This window comes from Pedobacter anseongensis, from assembly GCF_037482965.1.
GTDB lineage: Bacteria > Bacteroidota > Bacteroidia > Sphingobacteriales > Sphingobacteriaceae > Pedobacter > Pedobacter anseongensis.
This window is the reverse complement of sequence record NZ_JBBHKB010000001.1, coordinates 460,829-478,943: the sequence shown is the minus strand read 5'-3', so window position 1 is coordinate 478,943 and position 18,115 is coordinate 460,829. Positions and strand designations below refer to the sequence as shown.

At 36.9% G+C, this 18,115-nt stretch carries 11 protein-coding genes; 6 read left to right on the top strand and 5 right to left on the bottom strand.

Annotation, left to right across the window (positions count from 1 at the left end; all coding sequences use genetic code 11):
* Positions 1–8 precede the first annotated feature (8 nt).
* On the top strand, positions 9–908 hold the full coding sequence (locus tag WG904_RS02235; RefSeq protein ID WP_339577649.1) for a restriction endonuclease: 900 nt from the start codon (positions 9–11) through the stop codon (positions 906–908).
* 23 nt (positions 909–931) lie between these two features.
* Here WG904_RS02235 and WG904_RS02230 read toward each other — a convergent pair whose 3' ends face one another.
* The 5 genes from WG904_RS02230 to WG904_RS02210 form a co-directional block, all read right to left on the bottom strand.
* Positions 932–2,599, bottom strand: a complete 1,668-nt coding sequence (locus WG904_RS02230) for a hypothetical protein (RefSeq protein ID WP_339577648.1) — start codon at positions 2,597–2,599, stop codon at positions 932–934.
* Between the two features lie 381 nt (positions 2,600–2,980).
* Positions 2,981–4,018, bottom strand: a complete 1,038-nt coding sequence (locus tag WG904_RS02225; RefSeq protein ID WP_339577647.1) for a nucleoid-associated protein — start codon at positions 4,016–4,018, stop codon at positions 2,981–2,983.
* Positions 4,018–5,892: a DUF3732 domain-containing protein gene (locus WG904_RS02220; RefSeq protein ID WP_339577646.1), complete on the bottom strand. Its 1,875-nt coding sequence runs from the start codon at positions 5,890–5,892 to the stop codon at positions 4,018–4,020. Before WG904_RS02220 ends, WG904_RS02225 begins: the two co-directional genes overlap by 1 nt.
* Complete coding sequence (locus tag WG904_RS02215; RefSeq protein ID WP_339577645.1) at positions 5,889–6,341, bottom strand: three component ABC system middle component; 453 nt, start codon at positions 6,339–6,341, stop codon at positions 5,889–5,891. Before WG904_RS02215 ends, WG904_RS02220 begins: the two co-directional genes overlap by 4 nt.
* Positions 6,338–7,567: a hypothetical protein gene (locus tag WG904_RS02210; protein WP_339577644.1), complete on the bottom strand. Its 1,230-nt coding sequence runs from the start codon at positions 7,565–7,567 to the stop codon at positions 6,338–6,340. The genes WG904_RS02215 and WG904_RS02210 overlap by 4 nt, the downstream gene beginning before the upstream one ends.
* A 348-nt stretch (positions 7,568–7,915) precedes the next feature.
* Here WG904_RS02210 and WG904_RS02205 point away from each other — a divergent pair, with 348 nt between their 5' ends.
* The 5 genes from WG904_RS02205 (at position 7,916) to WG904_RS02185 (ending at position 18,113) form a co-directional block, all read left to right on the top strand.
* The gene (locus WG904_RS02205) at positions 7,916–10,480 is read left to right on the top strand and encodes a sacsin N-terminal ATP-binding-like domain-containing protein (RefSeq protein WP_339577643.1); all 2,565 of its coding nucleotides are present in this window, start codon (positions 7,916–7,918) and stop codon (positions 10,478–10,480) included.
* 3 nt (positions 10,481–10,483) lie between these two features.
* Positions 10,484–11,551: an AlbA family DNA-binding domain-containing protein gene (locus WG904_RS02200; RefSeq protein WP_339577642.1), complete on the top strand. Its 1,068-nt coding sequence runs from the start codon at positions 10,484–10,486 to the stop codon at positions 11,549–11,551.
* 979 nt (positions 11,552–12,530) lie between these two features.
* A complete protein-coding gene (locus WG904_RS02195) occupies positions 12,531–13,160 on the top strand; it encodes an RNA polymerase sigma factor (RefSeq protein WP_339577641.1) in 630 nt (209 codons plus the stop codon).
* A 127-nt stretch (positions 13,161–13,287) separates the two neighbouring features.
* Positions 13,288–14,454 carry a FecR family protein gene (locus WG904_RS02190; RefSeq protein WP_339577640.1) on the top strand — a complete coding sequence of 389 codons (1,167 nt, stop codon included), beginning with the start codon at positions 13,288–13,290 and terminating at the stop codon, positions 14,452–14,454.
* 191 nt (positions 14,455–14,645) lie between these two features.
* Entirely contained in the window at positions 14,646–18,113 is a 3,468-nt protein-coding gene (locus WG904_RS02185; protein WP_339577639.1) for a SusC/RagA family TonB-linked outer membrane protein, read from the top strand.
* Positions 18,114–18,115: the final 2 nt, after the last annotated feature.

Below are 18,115 nucleotides of genomic sequence, written 5' to 3'. Positions count from 1 at the left end.
AAACAGATATGACTTTTGAAGATAGAGATATTCAATTTGAGAAATTGGAATGGAAAGATTTCGAGGAACTTTGTTTTGACCTCTTGTTAAAATATCATTTTCATTCCCTTAATTGGAGACAAGGTGGAGCCGACAAAGGTAGGGATATACAGGCTATATTTACCGTAGCCAATGGCATGATCGGTGCTTATCAGGAACGTTGGTTTGTTGAATGTAAGCACTATAAAAAGGGTGTGCCACAGAGTGAAATATCCTCAAAGGTTGAATGGGCAGAAGCTGAAAAAGCGGATCATTTATTGATATTGACCAGTAGTTACCTTACCGCTAGTGCTTCAGAATATTTGGAAAAAAAGCGAGAGAATCTTTCCTTTGGTATTCATCTGATAGATGGTAAAAATTTGAAGCAAAGGTTGTTGCCTTTCCCCGACCTAATCGTGAAATATTTCGCTGATGACACCACTAAACTAGTTAGGGATTTGTTGAAACAGTGGATTTATCATGATTATATACCTGAAAAGGGTATGTTGGTAAAACTAGAAAAAAATATCAATCCTGCTAAGCTCAATATTGAGGAACTAGTATTTCTTCTCTTTAGTTTTGAAAGCTGTGATTTTGACGACGTTACTGATGAATTTCACGAGGACGTGGTTGTCAACTATGATTTTCTTTACTCATATATCATCGCCAGTAAGAACTCAGAATTCCCAATTAACAATATTGATTCTTCCATGTATACTTTTGATATGCTGAATTCTGGTGGCACGTGCCAGTCTTATATAAAGCAATTGGAACAGCTTCGTTGGCATCACGTACATATCCGAGAGGATGGCACAATTATCAATGTATATTTGGAGAAAAGCCGACATACACTGACTTCAAGGGCATCTTATAGAAATCCAGTAAAATAAATAGGTAATTAATTTTCTGATTGTTAAAAATCGTCTGTATTTTCAAACGGGTCAATTTTTAGGTAACCAGGTTTTCTGAAATACGGATAGTTAACTTTCAAAAGTTCTGTATGATCATCTGCACGTTCATAGTGAATAAAAGTCTGATCTTCAAATGTCCCATTCAAAACCGAAGATATTTGATCTACAACGAAAATTCTAAACTGTGAATTGTACATATATATTGTCGGAGTATTAAGTATGAAAATCCCCTCAACTGAATAATCTGACAATGACTTTTGCTTCAACCCAAAATGCTCGGTTACAATATTTATATTTTGTTTAAACCAAGCGACTTTGTTAGTCATCGTTTCATTGTAAGATTTTGTTTTTTTAGAGCTTTTTGTGAACGCATTGAAATCGTTTTTTTGGCTGGCTGCGTCGTACCTGGTTACTAGATGTTTACAATCTGAAATGTATATCTTTTTAACCTCATTGGCGACAATAAGAAAGTCAATTTCTCCAAGTCCTTTGACATCTATGTTTATCGGGCCGCCTTTGCTTGAAAGCTTTTTTAAATTTCTGGTATATAAAACATTCGATGATCTTAATATTTCCTCGACAGCATCATCTAACCATTTGTCGTGTAAATCTTCTTTACTATGGACATATTCTTTAAACCCGATAACCGCCATCCACTCAGCGGGCGCCTTTCCCCAAGGAATGGCATTCGTCGCATATTGAATTATAGCCTCAGAGTAAGTATTCGGCCCTAACATTGCCCAATCCTTTCCATTCACATTCCAAATAACTATTGGTTTATACAGCATTCGGTTCAAATTGCTTGGTTTGCAGGCAACATCTATAAGGTTTAACTTATTGTGTTTATCGAGTGTCAAGCCTCTGAAAAAGCGCTCGCCATCAGAATATGGAATACCAAAGAGTCTTTCCAAATTTTCAGGTAGAGCATCCCAATTAAAGCCCTGCGGGAAATCGCCAAGTTGTTCTTTTATCGATGCAATAACATGTCCCTGGCTTTCATAATTAATTCCAAGGTGTTTTTCAATCGCATTTTGCAAATCCTCAATCCCCTCCTCATCATAAACCTGCTTTTCATATTGATTGCCAGATTCATGGATGATATGATTGAATATCATGTTGTAATGATGGCGACGTGAAAACACGTAAAGATCGTTGTCATCAAAATAAAGCTCTCCAACATCTTCAATCATTCCTTGTTCAGCATACAATGTTACGCAGGTCATAATCATATCCCCTAAAAATAACAACTGATCTAACCAACGTTCCACTTCTTGTCTCGCGCCCGGTTTTATATCTATAATTTTCATTTCCACCTCACAACCAGCTTCCATAATCCATTTTAATATTCGGCGGTACATAGCCAGGTATTTCATAGTGACTACATTGGAATTTATTTCATGATCATCAAGAACTAATTCAACTGCATCCTCATGGAACATCAACACGCTTTGATAAAAATAGAATTCTGTTTGCTTTTGGCACAACGCGATGAACTGGTTACTGTAATACTCCAGTGATAGTCTTACGATATCCGTAATCTGTTCCTGAGTGAATGGGCCTCGACCAAATCCATCCAAAAGTTGTTTGGAAAGTTCCTTTCGAAATGAAGACTCAGCCCATTTCTCTCCTTTATAAACTTTGTACTTTTTATTAATAATATGTAATGCCATCTTAACTAATATTTTTAAAAAATGTAATTGGCACTAGAAACTCCAATTATGGAATAAATCCAAGTGATTATGGGTGATCAAAGTCTTCTCAAATTCCTCTTAATCAAGTTGCTCGTCATGCTCAATCAGTATGACGGCGATTTTCTCCAAACGTTCAAGATCGATGGAAAGATTGTATAGAAATTCAAAAACCTCATGTTAATATTGGAAATATTCAATTTGATCGAACGAATAAAGCGCATTATAAATCATGGTACCAGAAACGTGTAATTCAGTTCCAAGACGAAAGTTTTCCAGAATAAAATCGGATCTTCAAACATTGCCATAATAATTTTAAATAATTAGCAGGATTTGCGAGTATACCAGCTTGGTTTTAAGACCCTAACTTTCTATATCATAGTAAATTTTATAAAATTTACGACCATCAGGTTCAATTCCTTGCTCAATTAGCTTCCTATTACCTTTAATATAAATGTCGAAATTCCGATCCAGCTTAAGAACGTTTTTGAAAACCTTTGCCTGCTTTTTTACAGCCTGATCTGAAATTTCAAAACGATCCATTAATTCAACTTCATTGTCGACTCGGTAATTGGTGTCAAATTTTCGAAATGATTCAATAACACTTGTTTCTGCAAAGACTTCTTCTTCAAATTCCTGTTTATCAAAAGAGTCATGCGATTTAAAATACTCAACTGATCGATTCAAAAAACCTATTTGATCGGTTTTAGATACTTCAAAATCTTCAGGTAGTTGATTAGTAACAAACTTCTTAGCAATAGATAAAAATTCGTTGGTTTGATGAAACTCGTTTTTTATTGGTTGGATGCCAAAAAAATCCTCTCTCCAATATTGTGCTTCCGTACTGCGATTAGTTTGATCGACAATTGCTGCTACAAAGCCTTTTTCTTTATTAAGATTGAAAACAAGACATCCTTTGTCTAATTTGTTAATATTAATTCCTTTTTCAGGATGAATACTGAAAGAACTTTCTGAAGGAGACACTTTTAGTACCGTTTCTTTATTTTCAGATTTTATAAATGCAATCGCATCTGTTGTTATTCCATCGACTTTACAATCACGAATATATAGCACACACAATTCTCCACCTTTGACCTTTGGGTGAGTACTTTTATCATATAAATATCTAGCACAAAATTGAGACTGTTCTACAAAACTACCTTTGGTTTCAAATATTGAACTAACAAACTGATAGATTGGATTTAAGTCAAGAGTAGTGCTAAAATAAAAGTTAAACAGTTCGTCAAATTTAAAATTACCTACAATTAAATGTTTTAATTCCTGTTCTATTGCTGAAAAGTCAGTGACAAAGTCAGCGAATCGTGTACCTTCGTCGTTGGTTTTGTTTCCGACTTGATGAACAATCAATTTATCAATTGTTCCTATTTCTATATTTTGCATTATTGTTCTTTAAATATGTTTGAAGGTATTAATCCATTTCCATCAATAAATTCATCTACTGTATGGAAGTAGCTCAGCTGATTTTCACCAGTCCAGTAAGTTTCAGGGGCGTGTTCTACCATAAAAACCTGAAAACTATTGTTTTTTTCCTCTACAATGTGTTTAACAAATGAGTTAATCAATGAGAAAGCGTCTAGAAGCTTAGTTTTATCGGCGTTTTTAATATTGTCGCTATCTGCGTAATATGGGATACTTGGCTGATCGATAAACAAAAACTGTGGTACATGAGGTTGTTCTACCGAGATCATGTGTTCGTGGAGACCAAGGTAAAAACACAGGTGCATCATCATATAGTTTGATTTACTACCTACATTATCAAGCGGGAACATTTGTCCCAGCGGCTGAAGTTGTAAGATCATTTGTGAACTATTAAATGTTGTTCTTGCGGTGCTATAGGCAGGTAACGAGCTAAGTAAATTATAGTTTCGTTGTATACTGGCATTAAGCTGCTCTTTAAGATGGGCCTTTATTTCACGGGTATCTTCAGGCACCTTTTCAAGTTCTGATTTCTCAATAACAAGTTGATTTAATCTAACTGAGTCAATTGGTTTAAGTTCTGCTCTATTCAATAATTGTTCATAACCATTCTTTAATTCGCCTAAATGCATGAACCTTTGAGCCTCTGGTGGCACTTCTGTACGAACAACACTTAATTGTTTGATTCTCGTATCAATATTCTTTAGTTCAGCCTCTAACGTGTTGACATCTCCTGAAACTTTAACAGGCTCATTAACCCGTTTTGACAGATCATCACGTATACTCCGTAGAGAGGCTTCAAGTGCGTCAACGAATATTCTGGTCTCGTATGACTCAACCAACTGCTCAGATAAATTCTCATTAAGATGTACGATTGGCTGTAAACTGTCTGCACATTTAACTAATGTCCGTTTGTAATTATCATACTCTCTTTTATAACTATTAAGTGCATTCAGTTGAGCCTTTGCAAAAGCTCTTTGCTTATTTAGGGAATCAATTTCAGCAAAAGCGGCGGAATTATCCACTACTCTTTTACTTTCAGCCACAACTGAATTTAGTATATCTAAAATTTCCTGCACAGAATCGAGTTCCTGATCGTAAGGAATAAATCCAAATTCCTTAGATTTTTCCAATAACCTGCGTGTACTGTTTTCAAAATCCAGCTGGAGTTTTAGGTTATTCTTAGCTGCTTTTTCAATTTTTGAAATTTCGCTACCAATTAGTTTTATTTTTTCTTTTGCTTTAATATTGGCCATATCGTTAACTCCTATGACTAAGTCAAAAATATGGGATAAAGCCCTATCAAACTCTTCCTTTCCAAAAAACGTTGTGTCAAAATATGTTTCAGAGGTACCTATAATATCTTCGGTAAGTGCGTTGAATAGCAAAAAATAGCGATATGATAGATTGAAATTTGTCTTTCCTTGAGACTTCCCATAAGGAAATCTAAGTTCGTCCGTAATACCAAATTCTTCGTCTAACATTGCTTTAACGGATGCAATCTCTCTATTTGAAATAGGCTGTTTAGGAAAATATCCCTCATTAAAGTAAACGTCTGCGGAAGCAGTCCCCAATACAGGAGATTTTCTGCAGATAGAAATTTGCTTCTCTCCAATAGTAAAATAAATCCCGAACCAGTCTACAGTTTCTATAATTGGATTTGCAATTTTTGTTTTTCCAGATAAGAGGCAGTAATCAATAATACTCCAAAAACTGGTTTTACCTGTAGTAGCACCACCAGTAATAATATTCACTTTGTCAGGCAAGAAATGATAACTTTTTGGACTGGCTCCTTCCTCTTTGAACCATAGCTTTATCTCGTGTAAAATAAATTTCATAACTGAATTTTTAGAATTTTATAAAGTTGAACAGTACTAAGATTGGTCGTAAGAGCCAGAAAGTTCGGAATAGCATATCGGATAGCGTAGAATCTTTCACCAAAATCAGCACTATCGAAATCTATGGTAGATTGATCTGCAATTTCTTTACCAATTGAAATTTGACCTCCCTTATGGAGCATGAGTAAAGCATTGATTGCAACGGGAAGTAGTGCCAAATATCTCTTGTTAAATGAAGTAAACAGTCTGCGTTGTTCTGTTGTCAACTCTTGAAGATTTTGTTCTGTAAGAATGTTATTTTTCAAATAGCTAACTGTTTTATCATCCAAGAGGAAGGGTAAAATAAGACAGGCTCTTGCCATATCCATTGTTCCAATTTTGCGTAACACAGCAAGGAAAACACAGCTAGCGATAGCCTCATTATTGTAGGTATAATAAATCTCTTTCATTTCTTCTGATATTTATTTTCCCAGTCCAAATGTAATCCCAACCTCAGTTTGTCTGCAAGAGAATAGTAAAGTCCATTACTATATTCGACACCCAACTTACTTTCAAGCAGATCCAAGTTTTGTTCCCGCAAATAATCTAGAATTTCTATGCCTATCGAACGGATATCTTCCTCTAACTCCGCAACTGGCTTTCCCGAAATCAATTGCTTCTTTATATCCCGATATTTTGAAGCAAATTTGGTTTGCCAAAGGAATAATGCGTTGTCCTCACAACTTTCACTTTCAAATGGAAATAATAGATTTTCATCAATCCAATAAGTAAAATGATTCGTTACCCTCAACTTTTGTTCAGTATAATCCATCACCTCTTTAGAACCTGGCAGAAGCTCACCAATATCGATCAATTGTTTAATGAAAATTTGTGCCTCCAGATCTTCTGGTGGCAAAATCGGAAGATTCCTGCGCGGCAATGGCCTTTCTTTATAAGCGATTAAGAAACATCTTTGAAATTTATTCTCAAAATCATCGAATGAAATTTCAAATTTTCCCCGTTCTTTGATTTCAAGATACTTTGCAGTCTGCATCGCACTGGACAGCTTGTCATAAATATCATCAACTACAGCTCGAACTCTGCTGAATTTCAAAATTTTATGTTTTATTCTATTGATTATATCATCCAGCCCTGTTTCAATTGACAGTTTTACCATAAAAACTTTCATCTCACTGGTTTTAAGACTAATTATGTTTTTCAAATATCCCTTAATGGTTTCATCATTTGTTCTTTGCTTGAGCTCTTTTAGTTTAGTTGATAATTGGCTAATATTATCGTCAAGTTTAAAGCTATTCAACGCAGAAACGAACTCATTAAAATGCTCGTTCTTATTAGTAAATAGTGAAAAAGAATGTGATTTTAGAAATATATGAGGGTTGGTTTCAGCTTTTATCATCAAAACCCAGTTATTTAGTGTTTTCCAAAGGTCACCATCTAATGCGGTGAGATTTTGAACTTGACCGCTAGCATTAGTTTGGACAGAATGTTTGCCTTGAAACAGGATAACCTCACCGTTACTTTTTTCAATATGAACATCATCTCGGACCTCGAAACCGATAGTGTCGCCAAAGGACATATCGAGAGCTAAATACATAAAATAATAAAATTGGTAATCAAATCCTATTGCATTAGGTCCCGCTGTATGTTGTTCTTGAACCGATTTATTACTGGTCATTTGAGGTCATTAATTCAGAATCTATATTGATTTTACCAAATATATCATAAATCCATAATTAATCAATCCTTTACAAAGGCTCAAGATTCTATATATGAAAAAATATTATCGAAAATTAATCGCAGTCTATTCTCCTAACCTTTCTTTAACATCCGTCTAGCTTTAATGGGGATCCCGCCATCACAGTTAAAATATTGTATTGAATAAGCTGCTTTTTATCCTAATATTATCGTTTACATTGGGGCATTATCGACTGACTTAAATCTCATATTTTAAAATTAATTTGTATATTTCAGATTGATGTACCAGGTTATACCTAGTGTCTTTCATATTAAAATTACATATCTAATGATACAATCTCTCGAAGAAGGACGGAAGGAGGACGGTAACCGTTCCATTGCCGATAAAATATTAAAACGTTTGCATGACCTGCAAAAGACCGTTGAAAACAACCACGGCAGATGGGCTTGGGAATTATTACAAAATGCAAAAGACAGCATTGCTGAATATCCAGATCGAATAGTGTCCGTGCAACTGGAATTATGGGAAGATAAAGTGCAGTTTAGGCACAATGGAATGCATTTTACCGAGTCGGATGTAAGGGGAATCATCAACCAGATCTCATCCAAAGAAGCGCTTGAGGACCAACCAACAAAAAAGGTCGGTCGCTTTGGTACCGGGTTTCTAACTACACACCTGTTGTCAAAGGTCGTAGAAATTGAGGGGATTGTGGAGACCGTAAATGGTGAGTTTTACACCTTCGATTTCCCCTTGAACCGTACTGGCACAACAATATTGGATCTTGTGCCGAAAATTGAAGAGGCCTGGGAGAAATTTCAAACCTCCGTTGAACTCTTGGACAATGGATATGATCAGAATGCGTATAATACTTCGTTTACCTACGAGCTTGCCAGCGACTCGCAAAAGGATATCGCAAAAATTGGTGTGGATGAATTTATTAGCCTGATCCCATACGTGTTAGCATTTATCCCTGAAATTGCTAAAGTTGAAATTAAAGACCATACGGCTGACAGTGTTGTGGTTTTTAAAAATAGCGCGGTTCTCGTCGAGGATTTACTTGTGCCCATTGAAAAAATGGTTGACGAAGTAGTGTCCACGGTTTGGATCATGCTTGAATCCGGGTCGAAAGTCGCTATTGCTGGAGAGTTTATTCAGATAGGATCAGGTTACCAGGCGCAGTCTTTGAAAAAGCTGCCCAAGCTTTTTTGTGAGTTTCCGATGATCGGAACCGAAGATTTTCACTTTCCGGTATTAATCAATAGTTTTCATTTCAATCCACTTACCGAAAGGGATGGGATTTGGCTGAAAAATAACAAAGAAGAATCCGATCAGGAAGTGTTGACAAATCAGGACTTGCTCAAGGAAGCCGTGGAATTGTACAACAAGATGATGGTTAAAATTGAGAACAAAAACTTTTACAAGTTGTACAACATTGCTACCACCAGAGTTCCGGAAGTTTCTGACAAGTACTTCGATGAGGCCTGGTATAAAAAACATGTCCAAACGCCTATTCGTGAAGTGATTTCTGGTACAGCCATAGTGGATATGGAAGCTGCCGGCATCGGCAAGAAAAAGCCTGCTGAGGTCTATTTTCCATTGAAAAGCTATCTTAAAACAGAACACAAGGCTGTTTGGCAGGCTTGTTACGACTTGGTTCCCAGCAGCGTGTGTAAAGGTGAAGACATGGAAGAATGGGTAGAACAGTCATGGGGAGATTGGAAGTCGATCAGTTACGCTGTGCTACTGAGCACAATTGCTGCGAGAGTTGATATCGCCGATCTATCCAAAGCAATTAAAAAAACTGAATCAGAAACTTTTGTTTGGTATAACTCAATTTGTGAATTCATTTTTAAAGATGAAGGGAATCTTTCCCTGTATGCGAACCATGCTTTTATTCCAAATCAATATGGTGTTTTCAAAAAGAAAAATCAACTTTTCCTAGATAGCATCAATGACGAGACGCTCATTGACATCCTTCGATTGTTAGGGGAAGACTGGAAACACATCTTATTGAGTAAAGATGTGCAGTTTGGTGAATATTCTGAGAAGCTTCCACAAGATATTGCTACTGAAATCGCTAAGAAACTAAAGCCCCCATTCGAGTACACCGAACAAATCAGACAAGGGATAACTGCCCTGGCAGAACTGTTTGAATCCGATGCTGAAAAAGGGAAGGAGTTGTTTCCAGATCTATACAGGCGCCGTGCTGAAACGTTTATGAACGTTATTGAGGATAAGGAAAGTTTGTACAAGATAATGCGTAGTAAGGTAACACTGGCTCAGTTGTCTCAAATCACTGAAAAAATGGACGAACATCCAGATTTTGGTAGTGACCTCACGGAGCTCACCAAACTTTCTGACCTGCTTGCTGAATTCAGTGTTGGCACTGTCGCCGAACTAAAAGAATTATTGCTATCGCATAAAGGAGGCTCAGGACAGCTCAGGATTGAAATTGATGCTGACGTTTTGTTGAGTCTTGGCGTGTCAACCAAAGAAGAGCTGGACGAAGCTTTGAAAGACAAAGACCTAGCCGCACTTTTCAGCCATTCCTCGACACCTGATGCAGACTTATATTTTTATGTACAGACGTTAATTGCCAGGGCTAAGTCGAATGTAATCGACCATCTCAAGACTTTGGATGAGTATGTGTTTGATGAGCTGGATGAACTGGCAACGACTGTTATCGGGGGAATCCAGAAGAACGGGGTGGACATTACCGTGGTAATCCGGCCATCCGATAACGGACAGGTAATTGTCTATTATCCCTCTGAAAACGACTACCTTGATTATGAAAATGCAGAATTATGGATTGATAATGGCATATCCGTTCCCAGGCATCTTACGCTCGGAAGAATATTAAAGACAACAGGCATTAGAAAAATACCAGTTTAGGACATGGATTTAACAAGCGAACTGACAAGCCTTATTGGCAGACCTGAGAACGAAACGCTGGAATACAAGGCCGTATTGCCGCCATCAAGAGTGGTGGCAAAGATCATATGCGCTTTCGCCAACACAGAGGGTGGTTTTTTGGTTTTGGGCGTCACGGATGATCTACAGGTTAACGGATTGAGCGATGACTTGCACGCCAATGAAATCACCCATAAGGCAATTGATTTGTTATCACCACATCCTGTTGTCACCTACCAATATTTCACGTATCATGGAAAACGGCTATACGTAATCAAGGTGGCCAAGTCAGCCGACAAAATGTTGCTTCAAGGCGTTGGCTATATGCGGGTGGGAGTAAATATCATTCAGATTGATCCACCTGCACACCGGTTTAATTCCAGCGGTTATGGTAGACTATCTACTCTAAGTCAGTCGCTGGAACTTGGGAAAGCAAATGCCACCGGGGCTAAAATCAAATTCGCAGAGCACTACCAGCGCATTTTAAAAATATTTGATGATATGGGCCTGTTCCTTTACCCAGCCGGTACTGATCAGGTCACTGATCACCCGGAAGGTTTGGTTTTAGCTAGGATACTTTTTTCGTCCTTCGTCGATAATTTTGAAACCTATATGTCGGATTTGCTATATGAGATTTATCTGTCAAATTCCAATCTGCTAAAATCTAAACAGACAGTCACGGTAGAGGAGGTGCTGAACTGTGCCGATATGCAGGAGTTCGTCAAATACTGTAGTAGGCAAAAAGTGTTAAAGCTGGGTAAAGGAAGCGTAAAGGGCTTCGTCAATGATAACAAAGAAATCAGCCAGCTGGGCATCGTCAAGCAGAACGAGGTTTCTGAAATTGAGAGGATCCTACAGATCCGACATCTTTATGCACATCGAAATGGGGTCATTGATGACAAGTTCTTGCTATATTATCCTGGGTTGTATAACATCAATGAAAATCATTCGATGAGTATTGCTGAAAGCTGCGATAAACTCGAATACCTTACGAACATTGTGGACAAACTTGACAAGGCAGCGGTTATGAATTATCATCTGGCTGCGAATTAGTCAACTGGTATAAAGAAGAAGGTTTTAGTTATTATGCAGCGCATAACACCAAACTACATCATTGTCATTTGTTTCCTTATTGACATTAACGGATTAAGGAATACTTTGAAGAAAGGGAAAGATAGTATCAAAATAAGAAGTAAAAAAATGCCACAATTAAGATAATGGGGCCAACCAGGTTCTTTTCCCCGGGGAAATGACGATAACTATATGTATTATATTAATATCCAATAATGTTCTACAGATATTTCCTTTTTCTATCCACTTCTTTAACATTATTACCATTATCTCTATCTTGAAGTCTATCTTCTCCCATAGTTAGAACCTATAAATGGTCTATTATGGGTTAAGCTGAGCTTTTTTTTGTTTAGCTTATTTTCTCTTAATTCGACAACGCCGTACGTATATGAACTAAATGTTTATAGGAGACAGGCTTTTTTATGGAATTCTTATTTTTTTCGAAAAAATTAAAATTATAATTCAAACTTTCAAAAGGATACATTAAATTTGAGTTAATTAAAAAAACCGTTACAAATACATTACGGGATTTCTTTGAAGGCTTGTAAATAATTGATAAACATATTGTTAGAAATGGGTAGCGTCCGTCTGTTAATCGGACGGGTTGTTTTAGACAGAAAACTTATGGATTTTCATCATCATTAAAGTAATCTACGACTATATAGTTGGCATCCATCCAAGTGAAAGTCGGATAATTTACCTGTTAGGCAGAGCTGTGAGAAATTACTTAAAATGGGTCTCTATAGCCAATCAGTTCGAAAGGTTCCAGCTTGTGTGTTTTAGTGAAAGTATCAACTGTTTTTCGTTCCAACTTGTTCTTGTTCAGAACAATCAGGCCTTTTTCTTTTAACACCTTTTCCTCTGACTTCTATCGAGTAAATTTAGGAAAAATATACAAAATTTAGGCTTCATATCACGATGATTCTATCTCGATTCTGAATAATTATAACTATCATTGGCGTTGAATTTCGTATATTTAATAGCAGTAGATAAGTATAAAATGGCCGTTAAACCACTTTCTAATGAAGCAGAAATTCTTGCTAGAATAGCAAAGGGGGAACAAAATGCCTTTACCATTCTGTTCAGGAATTATGAGCGGTATGTTTACCAATATGGGAGCAAATTGACCCATTCCGAAACGCTTGCTCTGGAAATTGTTCAGGACATCTTTCTTAAGATATGGCTCGATAGGGATAAGCTACTAGAAGTTCAAAATTTCGGTGGCTATCTTAACCGCTTGGTCAGGAACCACTCTTTCAATGTACTTCGTAAGATGGCCTTGGATGCGCAGTCCAATCTTGAAATTAAAAGGAATTTTGTGGAAGAGGATAATTCAACCACACGCCAGCTTGATTACAATGAGACCGTTAAAATCCTGAACGAGGCTTTGGATAATCTGCCCCCACAGCAACGTCTAGCATATGATCTTTGCCATCTGGAGGGGCTGAAGTATGACGATGCGGCATTAAGGATGAATATTTCTCCAGAGACAGTGCATTCCCACATGAAAAGGGCGCTTAAAAATATTCGGGAACATTTTAGAAAGCATGCCGTTGCCTATCCTTTATTAATTACAGTGTTGTTTAAATAAACATAACTGATTATCAGTTAGTTGTATTTAATTTCCCTAAAAATAAAAAACTGACTGCCCCTGTCATTAGCGCCAAGTGTCAATAGCATTATAAGGTTAAGTTAACTTTAAATCTAAGCTAAAATTAATGACACGATCAAAAGAAAGACTTCAGGCGTTGCTTAAACGTCAGTTTGAAAGATCAATATCGCAAGCTGAAAAGGATGAACTAAGTGAATATATTCTTGATCCTATGTATGCACAAGAACTTTTAGCCCAACTACCGGACTTGCTAAGTATTGAATTAACAGATCAAGATCTGAATGAAAGGCAGAAGGAAAATGTGCTGTCCTACATTTTTAATTATGGACAAAAAAGAAAAGCTACAACATATCCAAACAGACTTTGGCCTCGTCTGATTGCTGCGGCTTCAATAGTAGTAGTAGCAAGTATCGGTTTTTACTTCTACAACACAAGTAGAAAAACTGAACAACAATCAGTATATGCTAATGATGTTGATCCGGGAAAGAACGGGGCTACCCTCACGCTTGCCGATGGAAAAAAGATTTTGATTAATGAGGTCAGTGCAGGAAATATTGCGTTACAATCTGGCGTACGAATTTCAAAAACTGCTGATGGGCAAATTATCTATGAGATTACTAGCAACAATTCTGGCAAAATAGAATATAATACATTAACAACTACACGGGGAGAACAAACACAGGTGCGTTTGCCTGATGGTTCCCTCGTGTTTTTAAATGCGGCTTCATCTTTAAAATTCCCAACTTCTTTTGCAAAACTTAAAGACCGTAGCGTGGAAATTTCGGGCGAAGGCTATTTTGAGATTGTAAAAGATAAGGCACATCCCTTCATTGTAAGAAATAAAAAACAACAGGTAGAGGTAATTGGAACCCATTTTAACGTCAATGCTTATAACGATGAGCCATCTGTTAAGACTACCCTATTAGAGGGAAGTATCAAAATTTCTACTGATCAGAACAATAAAGTTCTGAAGCCTGGTGAACAAGCTGTGAACAGTAATGAAAAGCTTACCATCGGTGAAGTTGACGTTGATAAGGCGGTGGCTTGGAAAAACTCAAAGTTTGTGTTTGATGATGAAAATATAGAGAGTGTGATGCGAAAGCTTTCCAGATGGTATAATGTGGAAGTAGTATATCAGGATAATGTAGCCGATAGAACATTTACTGGTTCAATCAGTCGTTATGACAAGATTTCAAAAATACTGGATAAGATAACTTATATAGAAGCTGTTCACTTTAAAGTTGAGGGAAGGAGGATCACCGTTATGAAATAACCTATACAACAAATGACAGCAAAAAAGAAAGCGAAGGTACTTGGAACTACCCCCGCTTATTCGCTTGGCACTGTCTATTAATTCTTTTGACAAAACAATCAACGTAAACCAAACAACCAAAATTAATGAAAATTAATGGAATTTATGGGTATGTCCATTTATGGCCTATCCCTACACAAATAATGCGTATTATGAAACTTACCACACTCATAATAACTATTTGTTTTCTACAGGTAAGTGCCTTAACCAAGGCCCAGATTACCTTGAAGGAGAACAAGGCCACTTTAGAGAAGGTGCTGGAAAAGATCGGCAAACAAAGTGGTTACGATTTTATCTATTCTAAGCAGGATTTTAAAGATGCCGAGAAACTTAATATTAACCTTAATAATGTTTCCATTGAAAAGGCTTTAGAAATCTGTTTTTCCGGTCAACCACTTACTTATGAGATTTCTGAGCGGACGGTTATGGTGAAACGGAAAAAGGAAAAATCAATTCTTGATCGCGTGATCGATTACTTTGTGAATATTGATGTAAAAGGCCGAATTATAGATGAGAATGGCAATGCTTTGGCTGGAGCTTCCATTAGTATTAAAGCCAGTGACCGAAAGACAGTTACAAATGAAAATGGCGAATTTTTTTTTTCTAATGTGGATGAGAATGCAGTCCTTGTAATTTCTTTTATCGGATATGAGATTAAGGAGGTAGCTGTAACAGCTGATTTGAAATTAATAAAAATGATCGTCAACACAGGGAAATTAGATGAGGTTAATGTTGTTTCTACCGGTTATCAAACCTTGCCAAAAGAAAGGATAACTGGAAGTTTTATAAAACTCGATAATACTATAATAAATCGTGAAGTAGGTAATGGGATTTTAAGTCGACTTGACGGGATCACCAATGGGCTACAGGTTGATAAAAGAACCGGAAGTAATAAAATAAATATACGTGGTATAAATACTTTTTCATCTTCTCTGACAGGACCACTGATTATTGTTGACAATTTTCCTTATGCTGGCGACTTGAATAATATCAATCCTAATGATGTAGAGAACATTACTGTACTGAAAGATGCTGCTGCAACTTCGATATGGGGAGCACGTGCTGGAAATGGCGTTATTGTTATCAATTTAAAAAAGGGGGAGTTTAACCATCAACCTGATTTTGCATTCAATTCCAATCTGACAATAGGCGAAAAACCAGATATTAATTACTATAAACCTATTGCTTCGAGCGATTTCATTGATGCTGAAGTTATGCTATATGAAAAAGGTTTTTACAAAAACGATCTCGCATTAACTAATAAAAATCGACCTGTTATTTCTCCCGTTGTTAATCTTTTAGATATGGTAACCCGTGGATTGATTTCCAAAAATGAAGCAGAGAAAAGGATAAACTCATATAGAGAAATGGATTATCGCAAAGATCTCAAAAAATATTTTTATAGCATTCCTCTAAGCCAGCAATACTCAATCAATCTGAATGGTGGTAACCAGTTCATAAACTACTTTATTTCCGCCGGCTACGATCACTCATCTGGAGATACTAAAGGTGTACAGAATAATCGTTATACTTTTCGGTCGGTAAATACCATTCGGGCTACAAAATCACTCGAGTTGCAGGGGAAAATTCAATACGATCAGTCAGATAGAGCTGGTAACAATGGTCAGTCAAGTTATCCTTTTAGTACGGGCGGAGGAGGTAAAGGGCAACTCTACCCTTATGCGCAACTTGTTGGCGAAAATAATGAAGCACTTAGCATAACCCAGGGGTATAATACAAACTATACTGATACTGCCGGCAGGGGAAATTTGCTTGATTGGAAGTATCGACCATATCAGGAACTATTTTTATCAGGCTCTGATGTACAAATTAGACATTTAAATATTGGACTTAGCGGAAAAATAAATATTTTAAAAGGACTGACTGCGCAATTGTTGTATAATTACGAAAACCAGCATTCCTCAAATAGAAAAATTAATTCAGCAGATTCGTATTTTTCACGTAACCTAATAAATCGCTTTACACAGATTAGTGGTACAAATATTAAAAGAATTGTACCAACTGGAGCAATTATGGATTTAAGTGAAGATCAACTTAGTAGTCATAACCTAAGGGCTATGATGGATTATTCTGAATCTTGGAATGGAAAACACGATGTGAACATTATTGCAGGGGCTGAAGGAACTCACCGACCGGCATCGTCCAATGGATACAGAACTTATGGATATAATGAACAGACACTAGGTTATGCAAATGTCGACTATACAAATAGCTATGCTATTTATGATGGTCTTGCAGGAAATAGCTTTATCCCCGCACAGAATAATTTTTCCTCAACATTGAGTCGATTGGTTTCCCTTTATGCAAATGGTGCATATACTTATAAAGGTAAGTATACATTTTCAGCAAGTGGTAGAAGAGATGCATCAAATGTCTTTGGTATAAATACAAACAATAAATGGCGTCCTTTGTGGTCTTCGGGAATAAGTTGGAATATTTCAAGAGAAAAATTCTACACCTCCGATCTGCTACCCTATTTAAAGTTTAGGGCGACATATGGGCATAGCGGAAATATAAGTGATGCTGCAGGTAACCGTTTGATTCTGACTTATGTTTCTGTGCCAGCATCCTTTACAAATCAGCGTTATGCACAGGTTACGACTCCACCAAATCCAGAGGCTCGATGGGAAGATGTAAGAATGGCTAACTTTGGTGTCGACTTCCAATCAAAAAACCGGACATTAAGCGGTTCGATCGAATGGTTTGATAAAAAATCAAGCGACCTGATTTCCGCAAACCCTATTGATCCTACCACAGGTTTTGCATCTGTCCAGATGAATATAGGGGAGATTAAAAGTAAGGGATTTGACCTGATTCTCAATTCGGTGAACTTAAAAAGAAGTGCATTCAGATGGGAAACCAGTGCATCACTTTCCTATGTTAAAGATGTTGTAGCTAAGTATTTTGGGAATATCTCCAGTACAGTTAGTTATGCGACGAGTACGGTAACATCTATCTCTCCTATAAAAGACTACGTACTTTACCCAGTATTTAGTTATCGCTTTGCTGGCCTTGACGGTCAGAATGGAGATCCACAGGGCTATTTTAAAGGTGCACTAAGCAAGAACTATTCTTCAATGCTTGCAGACTCTTTGCAGAACCTTGTCTATTCGGGTTCAGCCATACCACTTTATTCTGGGTTTTTGCTCAATACATTTAAGTGGAAGCAATTTACGATTTCCTTTAATATAACTTTCAAGTTTGATTATTACTTTAGAAAAGAGACAATTAACTATGCTGCATTGTTTAACAATTGGGCAGGACATTCAGATTTCGCAGCCCGCTGGCAAAAACCAGGGGATGAACTTTTGACTAATATTCCCTCTATGGCATATCCTGCAAATGCCTCACGCGACTCTTTCTATGCGGGCTCAGAGGTTAATGTACTTAAGGGCGACCATATTAGGTTAAGGGACATCCGTTTCAACTATGACTTTTCGTTTGACAGAAGAAAAGAAAAGAAAAATGCGCAATTATATCTCTATGCAAACAATATTGGCCTGATATGGCGTGCAAACAAAGTCGGCATCGATCCGGATTATGTTTATGGTTTACCAGCTGGATCAGCTTATTCAATAGGCTTCAAATATGGATTTTAAAC